13 protein-coding genes are annotated in these 20,682 nt (G+C 47.8%); 7 read left to right on the forward strand and 6 right to left on the reverse strand.

What is annotated here, in order from left to right; translation table 11 throughout:
- Window positions 1-15: 15 nt before the first annotated feature.
- The 4 genes from ACUJFK_RS01895 to ACUJFK_RS01910 all read left to right on the forward strand — a co-directional run bounded on the left by ACUJFK_RS01895 (window position 16) and on the right by ACUJFK_RS01910 (window position 3,954).
- Window positions 16-330, forward strand: coding sequence for a helix-turn-helix domain-containing protein (locus ACUJFK_RS01895; protein WP_445425900.1), 315 nt, complete (start codon window positions 16-18; stop codon window positions 328-330).
- Window positions 331-744: 414 nt separating this feature from the next.
- Complete coding sequence (locus tag ACUJFK_RS01900) at window positions 745-1,317, forward strand: recombinase family protein (RefSeq protein WP_445425901.1); 573 nt, start codon at window positions 745-747, stop codon at window positions 1,315-1,317.
- The gene (locus ACUJFK_RS01905; RefSeq protein ID WP_445425902.1) at window positions 1,307-1,750 is read left to right on the forward strand and encodes a hypothetical protein; all 444 of its coding nucleotides are present in this window, start codon (window positions 1,307-1,309) and stop codon (window positions 1,748-1,750) included. The genes ACUJFK_RS01900 and ACUJFK_RS01905 overlap by 11 nt, the downstream gene beginning before the upstream one ends.
- Window positions 1,747-3,954 carry an AAA family ATPase gene (locus ACUJFK_RS01910; protein WP_445425903.1) on the forward strand — a complete coding sequence of 736 codons (2,208 nt, stop codon included), beginning with the start codon at window positions 1,747-1,749 and terminating at the stop codon, window positions 3,952-3,954. Before ACUJFK_RS01905 ends, ACUJFK_RS01910 begins: the two co-directional genes overlap by 4 nt.
- A 399-nt stretch (window positions 3,955-4,353) precedes the next feature.
- Here the strand turns inward: ACUJFK_RS01910 and ACUJFK_RS01915 are convergent, their stop codons facing one another.
- The 4 genes from ACUJFK_RS01915 to ACUJFK_RS01930 are packed head-to-tail and all read right to left on the reverse strand — an operon-like array spanning window position 4,354 to window position 9,903.
- Entirely contained in the window at window positions 4,354-5,334 is a 981-nt protein-coding gene (locus ACUJFK_RS01915) for an L-threonylcarbamoyladenylate synthase (protein ID WP_306177427.1), read from the reverse strand.
- Window positions 5,331-6,125, reverse strand: coding sequence for a DUF6671 family protein (locus ACUJFK_RS01920; RefSeq protein ID WP_445425904.1), 795 nt, complete (start codon window positions 6,123-6,125; stop codon window positions 5,331-5,333). The genes ACUJFK_RS01915 and ACUJFK_RS01920 overlap by 4 nt, the downstream gene beginning before the upstream one ends.
- Complete coding sequence (locus tag ACUJFK_RS01925; protein WP_445425905.1) at window positions 6,122-8,539, reverse strand: putative inorganic carbon transporter subunit DabA; 2,418 nt, start codon at window positions 8,537-8,539, stop codon at window positions 6,122-6,124. Before ACUJFK_RS01925 ends, ACUJFK_RS01920 begins: the two co-directional genes overlap by 4 nt.
- Entirely contained in the window at window positions 8,536-9,903 is a 1,368-nt protein-coding gene (locus ACUJFK_RS01930; protein WP_445425906.1) for an NADH-quinone oxidoreductase subunit L, read from the reverse strand. Before ACUJFK_RS01930 ends, ACUJFK_RS01925 begins: the two co-directional genes overlap by 4 nt.
- Before the next feature lie 98 nt (window positions 9,904-10,001).
- Here ACUJFK_RS01930 and ACUJFK_RS01935 point away from each other — a divergent pair, with 98 nt between their 5' ends.
- Window positions 10,002-10,904, forward strand: a complete 903-nt coding sequence (locus tag ACUJFK_RS01935) for a LysR family transcriptional regulator (RefSeq protein WP_445425907.1) — start codon at window positions 10,002-10,004, stop codon at window positions 10,902-10,904.
- On the opposite strand, the gene ACUJFK_RS01940 is transcribed toward ACUJFK_RS01935, so the two are convergent.
- Window positions 10,886-15,172 carry a CHASE domain-containing protein gene (locus tag ACUJFK_RS01940; protein WP_445425908.1) on the reverse strand — a complete coding sequence of 1,429 codons (4,287 nt, stop codon included), beginning with the start codon at window positions 15,170-15,172 and terminating at the stop codon, window positions 10,886-10,888. The two genes, ACUJFK_RS01935 and ACUJFK_RS01940, sit on opposite strands and share 19 nt — an antisense overlap.
- A gap of 263 nt (window positions 15,173-15,435) precedes the next feature.
- Window positions 15,436-16,071, reverse strand: a complete 636-nt coding sequence (locus ACUJFK_RS01945) for an NAD(P)H-dependent oxidoreductase (protein WP_445425909.1) — start codon at window positions 16,069-16,071, stop codon at window positions 15,436-15,438.
- A 297-nt stretch (window positions 16,072-16,368) separates the two neighbouring features.
- Between ACUJFK_RS01945 and ACUJFK_RS01950 the strand changes: the two genes are divergently transcribed.
- Window positions 16,369-17,577: an MdtA/MuxA family multidrug efflux RND transporter periplasmic adaptor subunit gene (locus ACUJFK_RS01950; RefSeq protein ID WP_445425910.1), complete on the forward strand. Its 1,209-nt coding sequence runs from the start codon at window positions 16,369-16,371 to the stop codon at window positions 17,575-17,577.
- Window positions 17,577-20,654, forward strand: coding sequence for a multidrug efflux RND transporter permease subunit (locus ACUJFK_RS01955; protein ID WP_445425911.1), 3,078 nt, complete (start codon window positions 17,577-17,579; stop codon window positions 20,652-20,654). Before ACUJFK_RS01950 ends, ACUJFK_RS01955 begins: the two co-directional genes overlap by 1 nt.
- The last annotated feature ends 28 nt before the right edge of the window (window positions 20,655-20,682 follow it).

Consider the following 20,682-nt stretch of genomic DNA (forward strand, 5'->3'; position numbering starts at 1 on the left):
AAAAATGCATTATTTGTGTCGAACAACCCATTCCCCAAACGCCTCAAAGAGGCTCGAATCGCTAAAGAACTTTCTCAACGTAAGCTGGGCCATATACTTGGTTTCGGAACGACAGCCAGCTCACGTATGAACCAATATGAGCAAGGTAGCAGAGTCCCTGATTTCGAGACTTTGGAGAAAATCGCAAAAGAACTTGATGTTCCAGTAGCCTATTTTTTCTGCTCATCGGATAAGTTAGCTGAGATAGTGAAGATTTTTGGGAGTTTGCCGGAGTCTGATCAGGAAAAATTGCTGGAGCAGATCCGAAGCGGGATTAATAAGGCAGAATAAATTGAGTTAAATATACTTATCTTATGTTGACTCAAATCTCAATCTTCTAGCTCACTCATGTGAGCCGAGTACAGTAACCATTTTCTTAGTTGATCTTCCTTGCCAAAAAAGAACTGAACTTCTACTTCTCTTGGTCCACAAATTGATCCTTCTGCTAACATGCTATTGCAAATAGCTGTAACAAATATTGCAATAATCCAACTTGTTGGAATAAGTCGCACGCATGGGTGACATGAGTGCTGAGCAAAAATACAGGGATGAATGGATACTGCTGATGGACTCGGCGCTTTAAAAGGCGAACTATTTATGAAGTGTTTAATTAGTTCATGAACATAAAAAATAATTGCAACATAAGTTCGTCCGAATTAGTGTGTGAACTAAAGGTATAACATAAGTACATGCATGGTTGGTTAGATGGCACTAATAGGTTACGCACGGGTAAGCACGCAGGAACAAAACCTTGAGGCTCAGATTGATGCATTAGAACGCTACGGGTGCCAGAAGATATTTTCAGGTAAGCAAAGCGGTAGCTCTTTCGAGAATGCAAAAAAGCTAGATGAATTGCTCGAGTATATTCTGGAGGGTGATGTGGTATGCGTTACAAAGCTTGATCGTTTAGGTAGAAGCTTAAAAGGAATAATGACCGCCATCGATGGCATTCACTCCAAAAGCGCAGCGCTAACGACGCTGGATGGCGTCATTAACAGTGCTGATGATTCGCCGTTTGGTAAGGCTGTGCTTCATGTAATCGCTGTTTTTGCTGAGCTAAACAAAAGTCTGATTATCAAGAACACCACCGAAGGTCGCGAACGCGCCATTGCTCAAGGCAAGCACATGGGCAGACCAAAGACGATCCCTGATGCCGACAGAGTGAAAATTCGACGGTTAATACAATCGAAGAAAAAGTCAAAAAACCAACTTTCAAAGGAGTATGGCGTTAGCCGAACAACGATCAAGCGTATTGTTGAGGAGACCGATGATGTCTAAGGAGGCCGGAGAGAAGAACAGGGAGTTGTTTGCAGGATGGATCGCTGAAATGAAAGCGAAAGAATCTCCAAACTGGGTAGACTATTTTTATGCGGATAAACTGAGCCCCAAAAAAATAGCTGTCGAGTTAGGTTTTGGCTCAGATGCATTTAAAGCAAAACGCAATCCACTATTACACGAAATGTTGGAGAACCTGAAATTCGAGTTGACCCAGATGGGTGTTTACCACAACAGAATCCCTCGACTGAAAAAAGAAGAAGTGGATGTAACCCTGCCCTCTGAAAATGATGAAGATATAAAAGACTCTGCCAAGGTAAGAGATTTAAAGCGTGCCAATCGTCGTTTGCAGGCAGAAAATGCAAAACTATCTGCTGAAGTTGCAAAGCTGTCTGAGTTCAAGGAAGTGTTAGAGGAAATGGGTCTTTGGAAATGAGCACTGATGCCTTTTTGGTTAGATTAACGCAGATCTACAGATACAGTCCTGACAATGTTCAGTTAGGGGCAGTATTTTTGAACCATCGTGCCGGTGCTCACCGGATAATCATTCTTACGACTCAAAACAAACTAAACTGCGAGCCTAAAGTTGGTCAGCAATGGGAAATCACCAAAGAATTAAATTATGCCGTCCGTCAACAGGAGGTTAGTCCTGGTGTGTACGTAAACGTGTGGCGATTCATGGAGCCAAAACTGAAATGTGTCATGCCTGACAATGGTTCGGGTTTTGTAGCATTTTTGAGTGCAGAGAAAAAGTTTCGTGGCATAGGCAAAGTCAAGGCTCAGTTGTTGTGGGATGCATTTCGCAGTGACATATTTACAATGCTTTGCGAGAAACCAGATACGCCTTACAAGCATGATAAGACAATAACCAACTTCGAAGCGATCAAGATAGTTCTGATAAGGGAGGAGGTTGTATCGGACTTGTATATGGGGTTTGAATCTTACAGAAACTTAAAGTATGCCAGCCAGCTTGTCGAATGGGAGATTGAAGAGCCTATTCAGCGGCAACTATTCAGATTCGCGAATAAAGATGCGATCACCTTTTTGAAAGAAAATCCGTACCGCCTGTTCTCATTAGGTATGCGATTTCAAAAGGTCGACATGGTTGCTCAAAAGCATTTTTCGGTCAGTGAATGCAGTGATATTAGGTTATCGGCTATTGTCGAATATGCTTTGAGACAGTGGGCTGATAAGGGCCACACTGTTGCTAGTTGGGCAGATATTAAACCGACGGTAAGCAAGCTTCTTAACAACGATCATCAACTCACAGAGAAGGCGAGTCAACTCACAGGTGATATCATTGGATTCACTAGACAGGCCGATAACTATTTTGTTAGCGGCAACTACATATTTGAAAAGACAATAGCCAAACGGTTTCATTCACTCAGCGCCATAAAGCGATATTGGTTGGCAGATTTGGAAGACGCGTATAATGCAGCCATGCCGGATGGTTGGGTGCTGGAAAAAGCCCAAGAAAAAGCAGTCAGGATGGCGTTATTAAGCCACATTTTTGCGCTAAGTGGCGGAGCTGGGACTGGCAAAACGACAACGACCCGAATTATTGTTGATGCCTATCGACGGTTAGGCTTTACCATTTATCCAGTTGCCCTCTCTGGCAAGGCCGCTCGCAGATTCCAGCAATCTATCGGTATCAAAACCAGCACAATAGCGCGACTGCTAAAGGAAAAGCATATCAATGACACTAACTGCGTTCTTATGGTTGATGAAGCATCCATGCTGGATGCCTACACGATGTGGCGCTTGGTGACGCTATTTTCAAATAGAACACGGATAATCTTAATTGGAGACCCGCATCAGTTACCGCCAATCAACGCGGGATTCGTACTGAATGATGTCATCAAAAGTGGTGTGATAAATCATGTAGGCCTTGACGTAGTGCGACGGCAGGCGGCAACCAGTTCGGTTCCGGCATACTCGCTAGCAATCCGTAATGGACAACTGCCTGCCGCTCTAACTACACGAGACATACTGTTTCAGGAACCTGTGAATAATCTCATAGAAGATGCAGTTGCCGCTTATACAAATTATGACAGCGCAATGATAATCGCGGCGACTAACGCAACTGTTCGAACCTTGAATGAAAAACTACAGGCTTCGGTCAATCCAGATGGTGAATTGTTGGATTTAACCGACATGCCTGTGAATGCTGGTAATTACACGTTCAGAAAAGGCGATCCGGTTGTCATCACGTTAACCCGGTATACGGATGATGTTCAAAATGGAATGCTCGGGGTTGTAACAGCGGTTTGTCCCAACGAAGAATTTGCCTGCACGATCGAACTTGACGATCTTGATGAGAACGGATATCGACGTTCATTGAACGTTGACTGGGAGTTGTTTGGGTACCTTGATCTTGCCTATTGTCTAACACTGCACAAGTTGCAAGGGTCGCAGGCTAAAAACATAATTGTAATTTTGGAGCGTGGCTGGTTACTTGACAGGAGTTGGCTATATACAGCTATTACGCGAGCAGAAAGCACGGTTCATATCATTGGCAGAGAAATTGATTTCGTCTACGCTGTCGATAGAAAAGGGGCGACTGATACCAGAAAGACTGCATTAGCAGAAATGTTGAAAAGTGAGTGCAATATGTCCTGTAAAGAGCAAAAAATGGTATAAAATAAACAAATTCTTTTAAAAAAGTTGAAATCACAAGCAGGTTCGGTATGATTAAAGGCTTAATATGAAAAGGTTTTTGCAACTGTACTGCACCTAGTTTGTATTTTTTTGTTGCAGATAACCGTTTTGACTTTCACTAAAGATGTAGCTTTGTAATGTATTGCCAATAAATTACATAAAATCAAAGCCTTAAACAAAACCCCGCAATTGCGCAATGCAAGTCAGTTAAGCATGACCTGTTTGCTCTAAATCAACCGTTGAAGGCCATGGATGGCCGGAATCGAGCCTCAGGGATGATTCATGGCGTGTTGATGTGAGCAAACTGCGTCATGCTAAAGGTTAAACTGAATGGCACCCCGCTATTGCGGGGTTTTTGTTTAGGTTAGTAGGGTGTTGACGCTATGAGCGCTCAATAAACTGCGCCCGGCGTAAGCGATCATGCACAGCAAGCCAGGCTTCACCTTGCGGCGGCAGTTCACACCAGATCGCGCTTACGCCTAGCTTATCGGCTTGGTATAACTGGCGATAGAGCTGGCTGGCGTAGCCGGCAGCGTCGGTTGGCATCTGTTTGCAGATAATTCCTGCTTGTGCTGTCGGTAAAGCGTTGAGATGCAGCACCGCAATATTGCTTGGCTGTTCTAACAACAACGCATGCAGTTGTGCGCTATCTAAGCAGCGCAGTGGCGTATTCGGTTGATAATGCGCATCAACATTGCCGGGCACTTGCATCTGATGTTGCTGCGGTTGCAGTACAGTTGTTTTAAGTACAGCTTGCAGTTGCGAGGCCGTGATGGGGCCTGCGCGCACAATGCGGATTTGCTCGCCGGTTAAATCGACAATGGTTGACTCCACACCATGCTCACATTCACCGCCATCCAATACCGCATCAATACGGCCATTTAACCCGGCAAGTACTTGCTCGGCACTGGTCGGGCTCAGCTTTTTATAACGGTTAGCCGAAGGCGCTGCAACGGCCAGTTGGTTTAGTTGCAATACTTGTAACAAGGCCGGGTGTGCCGGCATTCGCAGACCAATACTATTTAGGCCACCGGTAATCACTGGGCTAACGTGATCGGCTTTGGGCAATAACAGGGTTAATGGCCCTGGCCAAAAAGCCTCGGCCAGCTGCCAGGCAGCCGCGGGAATATCTTTTGCCCACTCACCTAGTGCTGTTTTCGCATGCAGATGCACAATTAACGGGTGATTGGCTGGGCGGCCCTTGGCAGTAAAAATGCCAGCTACCGCGCTAGGGTTACTGGCATCGGCGGCTAAACCATAGACGGTTTCTGTTGGCACGGCCACTAACTTACCCTGTTGTAATAAATCAGCGGCGGTGGCAATATCTTGGCCCTGTTGGGCGTTTAATCGTAGTGTGTTCATGGGTTACATATCTGACAATATTGAGCGGCAGCAAACGATTTTGCGACCGGGTAGCTTTCGGTATGCTGACAGCGTTGGCAGCTGGCTCGTCGCAGCCGCGTTAAGCTGCTAGGGGCACCACAGTCTTCGCATGGCAAACCCGGTAAGGCGTGATCTGGCCAAAAACCGGGGGTGGCACACACAGGGCAATGTTGCTTTAAGCGCTGCAGCAAGTCGCGGGCTGCATGGGCAATATGTTGCTGGCGCTCTGGGCAACAATGCGCACGCAAATCATAACTAAGTTGTAGCGCGTCGTTGGCTAACAGCAGTCTGGCTTGTTGTTCTGCTTCTGCCAATGTTAAGCCTTTACTGATCTGTTGCTGTTGTTGGATCAACAAACGTTGATCGGCAGGCAGCTGTTTTAGCGCCTGCTGTAGTGCGGTGTGATCCGATATCGTCCACTGCTGCACAGCACTTGGGCCATAAAATCGCCCGGTAACAACCCAGCCTGCCTCAATGTTTACCGCGCTAATCAGTTCTTGGTTAAAGGTACCTAGGCCAAAGGGGCCAGCGGAAAAACTGCCTTCGCTGCCAAGACCGATAGCGCAACCACTGAGATCGGCAGCAATAGCGGCTTTGCGTAGGGTGCATTCAACCGGTGACATAAAGCGTGCCCGCTCGTTGGCAAAGGTGCCTAAGCTATCTGTATCAAAACTGTTTAGCTCTTGCACCTGCCAGCCCAGTTCGGCCAGTATGGGGCGGATAATTGCCCCTTTACCGTGCAATGTGGCTATGGCAACGGTTTCACTCATAGCGGGGTCTCTTGCCAGCCTTGCTGCTGCCACTGGTGCACGCTGCCGTCTTTGTCCAGTTGATAAAGCCACAACCATTGCTGATTGACCAAGGCTGCCACATCGGGAGCGCTCTGGATAATATTGGCGATGGCGTCTTTTGGCGCAGCGATTACTACACTTAAGCGAACCGGTTGGTGCATCAATTTTTTACCATCATGCACTGATTGCCAGGCTAAGCCAGTGCGTAAGTCACCGCCGTTACCTTCAAAAACACCAACATGGCCTGCCACAACATTATGCAATAACTTGTTACCGCTGCCGTATTTTTCTGGAGCAACCACTGAGGCGTAATATTGTAAGTTAATCCAGTTAGTCACCACCATCGGTGCCGTCATAATGGTATGCAATAAACTAAAATTGCTGTCCTGTGCCGCATCGTAATCATGCAAAAAGCAGCGACCTTGTAAATCGAGGTTCTTGGTGAGGCTGCGTGGTGCCACGATAAAAGCGGCATTATTGGCTAAGCCCCATTCAGGGCGAACTTGTGCCCAGTCACGGGTGCGCAGTTTGAAAAAGCGCGCTAGCGCCTGATCGCTTTGACCATTCAATCCAAATTGCGGCGCGCGCTGTTGCCGGGCTTGTTGAGTTGCCTTGGCTAGCCATGGCAGCCAATGTGCTTGCTCAGGCGCACGGTATACTTCCAGCTCGTCTGAGGTAGTATGGTGCATCGCGGCATAAAACTGGGTGTCAGCAGGGATGTCAATATTCTGCTCAGACGCTAAAGCGGTACGTACTGCCGCATCGTTCAGCATTTGCGCTAACACTTTGACGTTGACTTCACCGGTTTGGCCGCCACAGGCGCCGCAATCTAAGGCAGCAGCATGTGGGTTATTGCAACTGTCGCTGCCATGTCCAAACAGCAATACAGTGGGCGCCAAATTATGCTGTAAGCCCATGGCGGTTAAAATGTCAGCGGCTAATTGTGCTTGCTCGCTGATGCTCAGTGGTTGGTCGGCTTGACTTAATTGCCACTGGCTGTCGGTAAGGTGCTTATTAATGGCATGCGGTGCTGCGGTGCGCAGAAATGCCCGTTTGATTAAACTCAGTAGCTTAGTCGCGCCAGCCGCTTCTACCATGCCTAAGCTAGAGGAGGCGAGATCAAAGCTTTGTTTCCAGCCCAAGTCAGGTTGGCGTGATAGGGTAGGTGTGTTGGCACGAATTTGTGTGACTTGTAACGCAGGGGCTAACAACCCCGGTAATTGTGGCCGACTAAGGGCACTGTCTGTGGCTTTAAAAGCGATAGGCAGGCCGAAAAAGCCAGCAAAACCGAGAGTTTGGATTTGCTTATGTTGTTGCTCCAGCGCGCGGCGCATTGGCTCAGACCTTACATCGATACAAAAAGCCGCTTGCAGTAAGGGCTGTGCTGGCTCAGTTGCAACCGTTTGCTGTTGCTGCAGTTGGCGCAGCAGAGGTTGTTGCACACTTAGCTCCAGTGCGCGTTGCCATACTTGGCGAAGATGCAATAAGCGTTCGGTCTGTGCTAACGTTTTGGCATAGTGTTGCGCTTGTTGCTGCAGTGCTTGTAGCAGCGATTGATGCTGCGGGTTATGCTGTTTGCTGTGTTGCCATAACACCCAATCCCACCCCAATAACATATAAAGCAGTTGGCAAACAGCATGTTGGCCTTGCTGGCCTTGCAAAGCCTGTTGCCAATCGAGCCATGCTTGCCAGCCGGCCCAGCCAGACAGGCTTTGTAACAAACTTTCGAAATAAGCTTGTTGAGCTTGTGTAGTCGGTAGCCACGTTGCAAACCAGTGGCTTAATTGCTGCAATAATGCTTTGGGTGAATCCGGCAATGCCACAAATAACGCCGTTAAACCTTGCCCGGTGAGCACCTGCAAGCCTTTGTCTTGGCGCACCACACTGAGCCAACTGTGATAGGCATGATCGGGGCTGCTGGCATCGGCATTAAAGCGCTCGGGATATTGGTAATAGAGCGCCAGAAATTGGCTTAACTGTTGTTGAATTAACTGCGGCCAAGGCAAGCTTGAAGTGGCTTTTTTTTGGGCTGCTAACAGTGTGGGCAGGCTTTGCCACTGGCTTAATTCAGTGGGCTGCGACATGCCAGCAAGGGCTTGTTCATGGCTGAATGATAAGCCTGCTTCTAACAGTGCCTGCTGTAAGTGGTTCGGCATAATTTGCTGCTGCCACTGTGCCAGATACCAATCAGCCGGCATTAGGCAAGATGTGCCAGCCAATAGCTGTTGTTCGGCACAGACGGCAGTAAAGGCCGTGGCGCGTTTCGGCCACCAAGGGTTAACCGCGATCATTTGATCTAATGGCCACTGTGGTGCAATCTGACGGGCGGCAGCCGCGAGTAAACGTTCAGTCTGTTCCAGCGTAATATCCACGTTGCTTTGCAGCGCACTCATAATGGCTCCTTTAGTTGCGATGAGGCGGTTTTCGATTGTGGCGTTGTTGCTTTGTAAGGCCAAATTTTAAGGGTTAACCGGGTTGCCCATTCATCCAAATAACCACCGGCATTCAGCCAAATAAACAGCTGATTTAGCGCCGGTTGGCTGGCGTGATAACGCAATAGAACGGCCACCACAAACAAGATGATAAATACCAAGCTGCTTAGCACATCAGCGACAAATGTGCTCCCTTGCGGTGTCGGCATAACTGCAGAGAGGCAGGTTTTACCCAGCAGATACAGTGTCAGTAAACCCAGAGCATAGCTGCTGGCTAACAAGCAACGTTGTAGGCGATGGCTATCGGCACGGCTAAGCGAGGGCAGCAACAACACGGTAATGGCGAGGATTAACAGCACGCTACTGGCTAAGCTGGCGAGTGGCACAATGAAATGGGTTAGCCCAGTGAGCAAGGCTGCCAGTATTATAGCGGCAAACCAGTGTTTAGCGCTGGGCTCTATCTGATCAGCCAATTGCGCGGCAAGGTAATGATTCACAGCATTGCCACTGTGTAAAAAGGAATAGGCTTTGTAACAGGAATGCGCCAGCAGATGCAGTAGCGCTAGGGAATACAAACCCAGTGCAATCTCCACCAGCATTAAACCCATTTGCGCCACGGTTGACCACGCTAAACGTACCTTGATGCTAACGCGAGTGGTCATTATCAGCGCGGCTAAAAAGGTACTGATTAGCGCGGCAAACAGTAATACTGCCGTGGCTAAAGGGCTCAGGCTGAGTAATGGCGCAAACAATAACAGCAAGATACCGCCAAGATTAATAATACCGGCATGCAGCAGAGCCGACACTGGCGTTGGTGCTTCTACCACTTGGATCAGCCAGCCATGTAACGGCAGTTGAGCGCACTTTAGTAAGGCTACTGCTACCAGCAAGAGTGCGGCGCTGTGCAGCATGGCTGAGGCTTCAGACGTTTGACTAAGCTGCAGGAGCAGTTCGTTGATGCTAGCGGTATCAAACTCTAAATACAGTAATAGCATAGCGAGGGCTAACAGCAACTCACCCAAGCGTGCGCTAAGGGCTTTTTTATGCGCAGCCAGTTGTGCTCGTGGCCGCTCGGGATAAAACAGCAGTAATTGTTGAACGCTTAAACTGATGGCGACCCAACCGAGCCAGAATAGCACCAGATGATTACTCAGTAGCGTAACCATCACGGCTGCTAGCGTTGCGGTTAGCGCGCGCATAAAACGTGCTTTTTCGGCTTCACCATATAAAGCGGTGGCGCTGTAACGCCAAATGACAATACCCAGTAAGACAACCAGTGAGAGCAGTACCAGCTTTAAAGAGGTTAAATGAAATAATGTTTGCATGCCACACCTAGGCTGATTAAACGTGGTGCTATTTTGCGAAATGCACTAATATAAGTAAAATACATATTAAGTTAGAAATTGTTCACTAAAAGAGAACTATGAGCCGACTGAATTACCATCATCTCTATTATTTTTGGCAGGTGGCCCGTGGTGGTAACTTGACCGAAACCGCGCAGCGCTTGCATATTTCGCAGTCGGCCTTGTCGGCACAAATCAAGCAATTTGAACAAAGCATGCAGGTACAACTGTTCTCGCGGCAGGGGCGGCGCTTAGTGTTAACCGACAGCGGCTATCAAACCTTAAAATATGCCGAAGATATTTTTAGCCGTGGCGAGGAGCTGGAGCAATTGCTGCTGAAAGGCATGCAACCGCAACACAACCCTCTGCGCATTGGCACTTTAGCCACGATGTCGCGAAACTTTATTGAAAGCTTTATCGCGCCCTTGCTGTTGTCTTCTAATGTGCGTTACAGCTTGTTTTCGATGAATCAAACGGCGTTACTGAATGCACTGGCCGCACATCAATTAGACCTAGTATTAAGCAATATTGCGGTGCAAGGAACCGATAATCAACTGTGGCAGTGTCGTTTGTTGGCACGACAACCGGTGGCAGTGATTGGCCCGCCGGGTAAAGCCTTACCCGAAAACTTGGCAGCCTATCAACAACAGCGCTGGGTGTTACCACCAGTGCATAGCCCGATCCGCACTGCCTTTGATGCCTTGGCCGCACAATACCAGTTGCAACCCGATGTCGTAGCAGAGGCAGATGATATGGCGATGCTGCGGCTGTTAACGCGCGACAGTGGCGCCTTGTCGGTGATCCCCGAGGTGGTAGTAAAAGATGAATTAAAAAATGGCAGTTTAGAGAAATACCTGATGCTGCCAGAGGTGTATGAGAACTTTTACTTTATCACCACCCATCGTGAATTGATGCATCCACAGCAAAGTTTTTTATTAGACGCTTTTGATGCGCAAAGACTATCTTACTCGGCGAATAGCTGATGAATGATGCTTAACTCGTTAGCAGCGGCAGTTCGGATTTGCTGCTCAAGTTCACTAGTGAGCATAGTAAAGGTTGCAACGTCTTCGGCATGCACGCTGGCCTGCTTTAGGTTGTGTTCCAGCTGACAAAGTAGCTGGTGCAGATCGGTTAACCCCACAGTACCAGAAGTGCCTTTTAGTGTATGCACAATGGCTAGCATCTGGGCCCAGTCTTGCTGTGTAATGGCTCGCTGCAAGTCTATTAATTGCTGTGCTAGGTTTGATTCGAAACTTTGCAAGATCCTCTGAAAAAACTGTTCATTATCGGCAAAACGTTGCAGCAAGTTGGCACGCGTTTTTATGATGCGAGGCTGGCTTGGCAGATCTGCCTCTGCGCTGTTTATTGCTTGTTCCATAACGATACGTTTATGGCGGTTAATTGGCAGTTTGTTTAGGTTGTTGCTGTTTGCCGCTGCTGGGCTTCGGCCCGTATACTGAAGTAATGTGCTAATGACGGCATCAATATCAAAGGGCTTGGTCAGGTGCGCATTCATACCGGCTTGCAAGCAAGCGGCTTGATCAGCGGCATACACATTGGCGGTCATTGCGATTATGGGTAAATCAGAAAAACGGCCATCGGCGCGAATGCGCCGAGTGGCTTCAAGACCATCTATGTTAGGCATCTGCACATCCATTAAGACCGCATCATAGCCTTGTTCTGGTGTGCTGCTTTGTAACACTGCATTTACCCCTTCGAGCCCGCCTGTCGCAATATCCACTATGGCGCCTTCGTTTTGCAGTAATTCTTTGGCCACGAACTGGTTAATTTCATTATCTTCGACTAGCAAGAGCCGCAGCCCTTTGAGCTGTTTTGTGCGTTTTGATGGCTTCACTCGTGTGTTCAGCGCAGGTTGTTTACCGGCAAGCACGCTCGCGATCAGTTCAACTAATTGCTTGGGGGTAACGGGTTTCGTGAGCATGGCGGCGTAGGGTATCTGACGGTCTTGCGGTAGGGTGCAAAGGGCTTCACGGCCCTTTGCCGTTACCAGCATAATAATCGGCGGCAAGGCGTGGTCAGTAGATGTGTTGAGTTGTTTTAATGTGCTGAGTTCGCTCAAGTCGGGTAGAGGGTAATCCAGCAGTAGCGCCTGTATGCTTTGCTGCTGGGCATAGCAGCCTGTCAGCTCAGCCTTTGCGGCTATTAACGATGCCGCGGTTAGCACCTTGGCACCATGCTGACTGACCGCTTGGCTTAAGAGCGTCAGAGCTGAAGGGTTGTCATCAATAATTAAAATGTTGGTATCTTTTTCAAACGTTGTTGCTTCAGCTAAGGCTCTGTCGGTATCTAGCGCTAAGTCAATGTCAAACCAAAAGTGGCTACCTTCACCTAAAGCACTTTTAAGCTGTAATTCCCCGCCCATCATCTGCACCATATTTTTACTGATCACTAAGCCCAAGCCACTACCACCATATTGACGTGTGGTAGACGCTTCAGCCTGAGTAAAACCATCAAAGATGCGCTGTTGCTGGGCCGGACTTATACCGATACCCGTATCGATTACACTAAAGCGGATCCGGCAGGCACGATCTTGTGCATGAACTTGTTGTAACTGAATGATGACTTCACCCTGGTGAGTAAATTTAATGGCATTACTCGCTAGGTTAATCAGGATCTGTTGTAGTCGAAGTTTGTCGCCAATAATCCATTGTGGAAGTTCGGGATCGATATCGAACAGCAATTCTACTGTTTTAGTCGCGAGGTTATGCGCCAGAACCACGGCTAACTCCCGCATCAATTCATCCAGATTAAAAGGATGCTGTTCTAATTCTAATTTACCTGCTTCAATTTTTGAGTAATCGAGGATGTCATTGATTAAATGCAGTAGCGACTCGGCGGCAATCTGCGCATTACTGGTATAATCATCTTGCTGCATGGAAAGTTCGGTGGTTTTCATCAGTTGCAGCATACCCAATATGGCGTTCATCGGGGTACGAATTTCATGGCTCATATTGGCTAAAAATAACGATTTGGCTGCATTGGCATCTTCTGCAGCGGCTTTAGACTCTCGTAAGTATTGTTCTAACTCATGTGTAGCAGTGATATCACTGTTTACGCCAATGACTCTAATGGCCCGTCCTTTTTCATCGCGCTGTACATAGGCACCTGCTTGAATGTAGCGAGTTTTTCCACTGGGTAAAATCAGTCGAAAGGTCAGGGTATATTCACCAATACCGGCAACGGCATTGTGTAGGCTGGAGAGAGTGAAAGCGCGATCTTCTGGATGCACCCGAGACTCCCAATGTGCATAATTTAAGCCTTGTTCGCGTAAAGTGATGGGTTGCTCGTATAGCTGATACATCTTGTCATTCCATTGCAGCACATCATCGCTGATAGACCATTCCCAAATGCCGAGTTGGGCAACTTCATAGGCCAGCGTCAGTTGTTCAGTTTTTGACAATAATTGCTTTTGAATTGATAGCAAAGCGGCTTGTTGTTGTTTTTGTTGAGTAATATCCGTTGAAATACAGAGATAGCCGACAACTTGAGCTTGCACGTTACGCATGGTGGTAACCACCATGGTGATCGGAAAGCGTTGGCCATCTTTACGAATATAATGCCATTCGCCTTTATCTACACCGGTAAGATTAGAGGTGTAAATTAACGTTTGAAAGCCACTAATATGGGTATTGTGGATCTTAGATAGTGCGGTAGCATGTGAGGCAATTTCGGTTTGATCATGAAACAATAAAGGTGTGGTTTGGCCGATCACTTCAGACGCTTGATACCCTAATAAGCGCTCAGCGCCATGGTTGAATAGTTGAATTTCTCCTGAGGTATCGGTAGCAATAATGGCAAATTCAGAGGCTGCCGACAGCACATTTTTAAAGAGTAAATTAATTTTGGCCAAATCAGCGGTTCGCTGCTCAACCTGTGTTTCTAAATCTGCGTTAAGTTGTTGGATCTTCGCTTCGGCGGCTTTCTGTTTCGAAATGTCGCGTACAACCTTAGACACGCCAATTACGCGACCCTCTGACGAACGAACGGGTGAAAAGGTTACAGACACATCGATAGATTTGCCATTTTTATGTTGACGTACAACCTCAACATTAGGAATGTATTCGCCCTGCGCGGCGCGTTTAAAAAAAGCCAAGTCGGCGTCGATATCCGCTGGCCTGACAATCAGTTTGTTTAGCGTTTTGCCTATCGCTTCATCCGCTTTAAAGCCAAAAATAGCTGTTGCGCCTTGGTTCCAACTTGTTATATTGCCGTCAATAGTATGACCAATAATGCCATCTGCTGAGCTATGTACAATAGCTGCGAGTTTAGCTTGTTCCGCTTGTAACAAACGCTTATGGGTTAAATTGATATTAATTAACCCTGTTAGTAAGGCCAACAAGAAGGACAGCATTGAGCCAATAATACCGAGTTGTGAAGGTGAGGGCAGTCGCAGTTCTGCGATAAATTGTGGCGTGACTGAGTAATCAAACTGCCAAGTACGACCATAAACTTGGTGTGTTTCCCTGATGGGGTAAAGCCCGATTTGGTTATGTGTCGTATTTTTAAAAAATAGATCAGGTTTTTCGGGATCGGTAATATCAGTTAAATGCAAGATGACCTGTTGGCTATCAATACTTTTATCGACTAATACCTCTGACATCAATAGTGCTGCATAGCTCCATCCAAAAGCTAATTCTTCGCGCTCGGCCACTGTTTTTGGTGTAACTGCACCACGGTACATTGGCATCATAATTAAAAAGGATTGTTGAGGTTGACCGGTAGCTTGTACTAAGGTGATTGGCCCTGTTAAACGCACCTCGCCGCTTTGCATGGAAGACAAAGCCGCCTGATAGCGATTATGTTCTGAGGCGATGTCTAAGCCGATAGCCGCGAGATTTCGATCTACCGGTTCAATATATTGGATAACATAGCGCTCGCCTATATGAGGCGTCAGCTCTTTGATACTAAAACTAGGCCAACCATCCGCTTGGGCTGCTGCTAAAAAGGCCGCCTCTTGCTGGCGTGGTACTCTGCGAATAAAACCAAAACCACGCGCGCCAGGAAATTCGCTATCCACATCTCGGGTTTGACTATAACGAAGAAATAGGTCTCGGCTTATTTTTTCTTCATCTATTGTTATTAGCGCTCCACGAGCACCGCGTAATCCATATTGATAAAGTTGAAAACGCGTTAATATATCTTGTGCTTTTTGTTGCAGTGAGGCTTTGGCGGCTGTATGAATACGTGACTGGTTTGTTTGATGAACTTTATAACTCAGGGTAATACTCAATGCTAGGCTGCAAATTAAAACAAGCAATGACCATTTATTTAATAGCGATTTGTTAAATTTGGGCAACAGAGGCGCTTCCTTTTTTGTTATTTAAGATACATCGTAGCAAGCTTGTCGCATTTTAATGCGCTGAAATAACAAGCATATTAAAGATAGCTTGAGCCAGATTGAAAAGCCACGTTTTAACATGTTGTTTTTGGTTTTAATGAAAAAGCCGAGGGAGAGGTAAAACACCGCTCCCACCATGTGGAAGCGGTGGGTATTTAGCGATGAATCAGGAAATCAGCGCTGTCGCGGCGTACTTTTTTCAAGTCGACTAACCAATCAGCACCGGCTTCGCGGTAGCCCAATGGCAGTAATATCACCGATTTTAAACCCAGTTCACCTAAACCCAGAATGCGATCAACGTGCTCAGGTTCGAAACCTTCCATTGGCGTAGAATCCACCTCTTGTTCCGCTGCCGCGATCAGGGCGGAGCCTAAACCAATGTATGCTTGACGTGCGGCATGCTCAAAGTTTTGCTCGGCCGGACGTTGTGGATAATAAGCCAAGAGTTTTTGCCGATAGGCTTCCCACCCTTCGTTTTTAAAGCCGCGCTGTTCGTTTACCAAATCAAACATCATATTAATGCGCTCAGGGGTGTAGTTATCCCAAGCAGCAAACACCAATAAATGCGAGCAATCAGTAACTTGTGACTGATCCCACGCCACTTTACGAATTTGTGCCTTTAAGGCGTCATCCGTTACCACTAATACCTGATAGGGCTGCAGGCCACTTGAGCTGGCGGATAAACGAATTGACTCCAGAATAATATCGAGCTTTTCAGTGGGCACTATCGCATCGGGTTTCATTTTTTTGGTGGCATATCGCCAGTTAAGTAATTCAAGCGTGTTGGACATGATCATCATTCCTATTTCTATGTATAAGCAGTAGTGGTTTAGGAGTTAGGTACGGCAAGCCTGACTTTCAAGGTTTAGCGCAAACTGTTTTTTTACGTACGCTAGCTTGTTGTAGCGGTTTTATGGGCGTGTGCGCTGCGGTGCGTGAGGGCATTTACTGCTATCTACCGTCAGAAAAATGCAGTTGGGCGAATGCAGGCGCGTCTTTACCAAATCTTGACGGTTGTCGCGTTGAGTGCGGGCTGTCGGCACATTATAGTGTCAGCAATTTAAGATCCAGGGTGAAGGAAATACAAAATGGCTTGGCAGAAAAAAACAATGTTCATCGTTGCCTCGGTGTTGGTGGCAGCAGCAAGCGCTTATTGGTTTTGGCCAAAAACTGCAGAGGTGCCGGCTGCAGAGGCTGGGCAACGACCCACTAGTCCTTGGGCAATGCCAGTGCCGGTGCGCGTTGTTGAAGCTGCGTTGGCAGACTTACGCGTGCAAGTAAAAGCCATTGGTACTGTTACGCCGCTCAATACGGTGATTGTACAAAGCCGCGTCAGTGGGCCATTAACCCAACTGCATTTTAATGAAGGCGATAAAGTGACCGCCGGTCAGTTGTTAGCGGAAGTTGATCCCGCTGATTACCAAGTTCAATTAGCCCAAGCTCAGGGGCAGTTAGAGCAAAACAGCGCGCAATTGAAAAATGCGAAGATGGATCTAGAGCTGTATAGCAAATTACGCGAACAAAGCTCTATTTCTGCGCAGCAATATAATACGCAACAGGCATTGGTCGCGCAATTAGAAGGTAGCCGCAAGAGTATTCAAGCGCAGTTAGATGCGGCGAAGTTACAGTTATCATATACCAAGATTCATGCACCCATTACCGGGCGTTTAGGCTTACGCCGGGTTGATGTGGGTAACCTGGTGCAAGCGAATAGTGCCGAAGGGCTGGTTACCATTACCCAAAGCTCGCCAATTACGGTGGTATTCGCCATTCCTGAAAGCCAGCTGCAACAAGTTCGTAATGCCTTTCGCAGTGGGCAGGTGTTAACCGTAGAAGCTTGGGATCGCGCAGAGCAGCAGCTGCTGAGTCAAGGCGTGCTAACCACTTTAGATAACCAAATTGATGCGACAACGGGCACGCTACGCTTAAAAGCCGAGTTTAAAAATGAACAAGAAGAGCTGTTTCCAAATCAGTTTGTTAATGTGCGTTTAAATGTTTCAGTGCAACAAGGGGCTATCACTATTCCGCAAGATGCGGTGCAATATGGCTCGGCCGGAACCTATATTTACACTATTGAGCAAAACCGAGCACAAATTCGTCAAGTTACCTTAGGGGCTGTTGATAATGGCAAGGTGGCGATTACTGCCGGATTGCAAGCGGGTACGCCAGTAGTGTTAGAAGGTTTAGACCGTTTACGGCCGGGGCGTGCAGTTGAAGTGATAGAGAGTGATGGCTCGGTTAAAGAAGCAAAACCCGTAACTGAGCAACCAAGAAGACGTCCGCAGAGGGCGCAATAATGAACCTTTCCAGCCCGTTTATTCTTAGACCGGTTGCTACCTCGCTGTTAATGCTAGCAATTTTAATTGCTGGCGTGCTCAGTTGGCGGCAGCTGCCGGTAGCAGCATTGCCTCAGGTTGATTATCCGATCATCCAAGTATTTAGTTTTAACCCGGGCGCTAGCCCAGACATTATGACGCGAACCATTACCGCGCCGCTTGAGCGGCGCTTGGGGCAAATTCCTGGTTTAAAACAAATGTCGTCTAGCAGCTCGGCTGGCGCGTCGGTTATTACCCTGCAGTTTGCTTTAGTGGTGGATATGGGCGTTGCCGAGCAAGAAGTCCAGGCGGCGATTAATACTGCTTCCTCGTTATTGCCATCGGATATGCCGACACCGCCGATTTACCGCAAAGTGAATCCAGCTGATGCACCGATCTTAACCTTAGCCATTACCTCGGCAACCTTACGTTTACCGCAAGTTTATGATTTAGTTGATACACGTATGGCACAAAAGTTAGCGCAATTACCGGGGGTCGGTATGGTTAGCCTCGCCGGCGGACAGCGCCCTGCCATCCGGGTTAAAGCCAATCCGGCGGCATTAGCCAATATGAACTTGAGCTTAGAAAATTTGCGCCAAGCCATTGCTGCTGCCAATACCAATCAACCGAAAGGCAGCTTTGACGGCCCGTTTCGTTCAACCTTATTAGATGCGAATGATCAAATACAAGACACGGCTGAATACGAGAATCTGATCATTGCCTGGCGCGATAATTCGCCGGTGCGTTTGCGTGATGTAGCCAGTATTGAGCAAGGCGCTGAAGATCGCTTTTTAGCCGCATGGGCCAATGAGCAACCGGCGGTGTTATTGAATATTCAGCGTCAACCGGGTGCCAACGTCATTGAAGTTGCCGATCGTGTGCGGCAACTATTGCCGCAATTAACCGCGACCTTACCTGCCGCAGTTGATGTGATGGTGTTAACCGATCGAACGCAAAGCATTCGAGCGTCGGTACGCGATGTGCAAAAAGAACTGGTTTTTGCTGTGTTTTTGGTGATTTTAGTGACCTTTGTGTTTCTGCGTACCATACCGGCAACCATCATTCCTAGCTTAGCTGTGCCGCTGTCGTTAATTGGTACTTTCGCGGTCATGTTGTGGTTAGATTTTTCAGTGAACAACCTGACGTTAATGGCACTGACCATTGCCACTGGCTTTGTGGTCGATGATGCCATCGTGATGCTGGAGAACATTGCGCGCCACCGTGAAGAAGGCGCTTCGCCGCTGGAAGCGGCACTAAAAGGCGCGAAAGAAATTGGTTTTACCCTGATTTCATTGACCTTCTCTCTAATAGCGGTGCTGATCCCTCTATTGTTTATGGCCGATGTAGTGGGGCGCTTATTCTTTGAATTTGCCGTGACCTTAGCGGTGGCCATTATGATTTCGCTAGTGGTGTCGCTCACTTTAACGCCGATGCTCTGTGCGCGTTTGCTAACCAAAATGCCAGCGCATGATAACCCGAATGATTTAATGCAGCGGGTGATCCAGCGTTATGGTCGTGGTTTGCAATGGGTGTTGCGCCATCAACGGCTGGCGCTGGCAAGTTTAGCCGCTACCGTGGCGTTAACCGTGGGCTTGTATATGGCGGTGCCCAAAGGGTTCTTCCCGGTGCAAGATAGTGGTGTCATTCAAGTGATCACCGAAGCGCCACAGGATGTTTCTTTTCAAGCGATGGCACTGCGTCAGCAAGCTTTAGCCGAAAATATGCTGCAACACCCAGATGTCGCTAGCTTATCGTCGTTTATTGGTGTCGATGGCAGTAATAGCAGTATTAACAGCGGTCGTATTTTACTGAACTTAACGTCGCACAATGAGCGCTCGCAATCTGCCGTAGAAATTATCCGTGAGCTGGAGCAGCAAGTGTTAGATGTCCCCGGGATTAAAGGCTGGTTTCAGCCGGTGCAGGAACTGAGTATTGAAGATCGGGTTAGCCGCACGCAATATCAGTTTACGCTTAGTACACCTGATTACGAGACCCTTAGCCAGTGGCTTCCCGAGCTGGTTGAGGCTTTACAGCAACAACCTGAGCTCTCTGAGGTGGCGCACGATCTGCAGCAGCAAGGCTTACAAGCCTATATTGATATTGACCGCAATGCCGCTGCGCAATTGGGGTTAACGGTGTCACAAATTAGCTCAGTGTTGCAAAGTGCTTATAGTCAGCGGCAAATCGCCACCTTGTTTACGCAAAGTAATCAATATCGGGTGGTGTTAGAAGTTGACCCTGCACAGGTGCAAGGGGTGGACGCGCTTGATAAGTTGTATTTAACTAATAGCCGAGGCGACTCAGTACCCCTAGCGGCAGTAGCGAAGGTGAGTCAGCGACCTACCCGTTTGCTGATTAACCAGCAAGGGCAGTTCCCGGCCGTGACCTTATCTTTTAACTTAGCCCAAGGGTATTCACTCGGTCAGGCGGTAGCCGCGATCGAGCAAGTGCAGCAACAACTGCAACTGCCCGCTGAAGTTGAGCTGAGTTTCCAAGGTGCAGCAGAGGCCTTCCGTTCTTCTTTGGATAACACGCTATGGTTAATTCTTGCGGCTATTATCACCATGTATATCGTGCTGGGGATCTTGTATGAAAGCTTAATCCATCCCGTGACCATCTTATCAACCTTACCTTCTGCCACTGTCGGTGCCTTATTGGCGTTACTGTTAACAGGGCAGCCGCTCGATTTGATTGCCGTTATCGGTATCGTGTTGTTGATAGGTTTGGTTAAAAAGAACGGCATTATGATGGTCGATTTTGCGTTAGACGCGCAGCGTAATCGCGGCATGACTCCAGCCGAAGCCATTTATCAGGCTGCTTTACTGCGTTTTAGGCCGATCTTAATGACCACCTTGGCAGCCTTGTTTGGCGCCATCCCGCTGATGCTTGCCAGTGGTTCAGGTGCTGAGCTGCGCCAGCCGTTAGGTTTAGTGATGGTGGGGGGGTTATTGGTTAGTCAGGTATTAACCCTCTTTACCACGCCGGTAGTGTATTTATGGTTTGACCGTATGTTTGGTCAACGCCAAATTAAACCAAGTGCTGAGGTGGCACCGCTATGAATCTGGCGCAGCCTTTTATTCAGCGGCC

It is taken from the genome of Alishewanella sp. HL-SH06 (genome assembly GCF_052656265.1).

What these genes read in the sequence shown, in the direction of transcription:
- ACUJFK_RS01920 (WP_445425904.1), bottom strand. Translation starts at nt 6,125, where the DNA reads ATGAGTGAAACCGTTGCCATAGCCACATTGCACGGTAAAGGGGCAATT.
- ACUJFK_RS01915 (WP_306177427.1), bottom strand. Translation starts at nt 5,334, where the DNA reads ATGAACACACTACGATTAAACGCCCAACAGGGCCAAGATATTGCCACC.
- ACUJFK_RS01910 (WP_445425903.1), top strand. Translation starts at nt 1,747, where the DNA reads ATGAGCACTGATGCCTTTTTGGTTAGATTAACGCAGATCTACAGATAC.
- ACUJFK_RS01905 (WP_445425902.1), top strand. Translation starts at nt 1,307, where the DNA reads ATGATGTCTAAGGAGGCCGGAGAGAAGAACAGGGAGTTGTTTGCAGGA.
- ACUJFK_RS01945 (WP_445425909.1), bottom strand. Translation starts at nt 16,071, where the DNA reads ATGTCCAACACGCTTGAATTACTTAACTGGCGATATGCCACCAAAAAA.
- ACUJFK_RS01925 (WP_445425905.1), bottom strand. Translation starts at nt 8,539, where the DNA reads ATGAGTGCGCTGCAAAGCAACGTGGATATTACGCTGGAACAGACTGAA.
- ACUJFK_RS01950 (WP_445425910.1), top strand. Translation starts at nt 16,369, where the DNA reads ATGGCTTGGCAGAAAAAAACAATGTTCATCGTTGCCTCGGTGTTGGTG.
- ACUJFK_RS01900 (WP_445425901.1), top strand. Translation starts at nt 745, where the DNA reads ATGGCACTAATAGGTTACGCACGGGTAAGCACGCAGGAACAAAACCTT.
- ACUJFK_RS01930 (WP_445425906.1), bottom strand. Translation starts at nt 9,903, where the DNA reads ATGCAAACATTATTTCATTTAACCTCTTTAAAGCTGGTACTGCTCTCA.
- ACUJFK_RS01935 (WP_445425907.1), top strand. Translation starts at nt 10,002, where the DNA reads ATGAGCCGACTGAATTACCATCATCTCTATTATTTTTGGCAGGTGGCC.
- ACUJFK_RS01955 (WP_445425911.1), top strand. Translation starts at nt 17,577, where the DNA reads ATGAACCTTTCCAGCCCGTTTATTCTTAGACCGGTTGCTACCTCGCTG.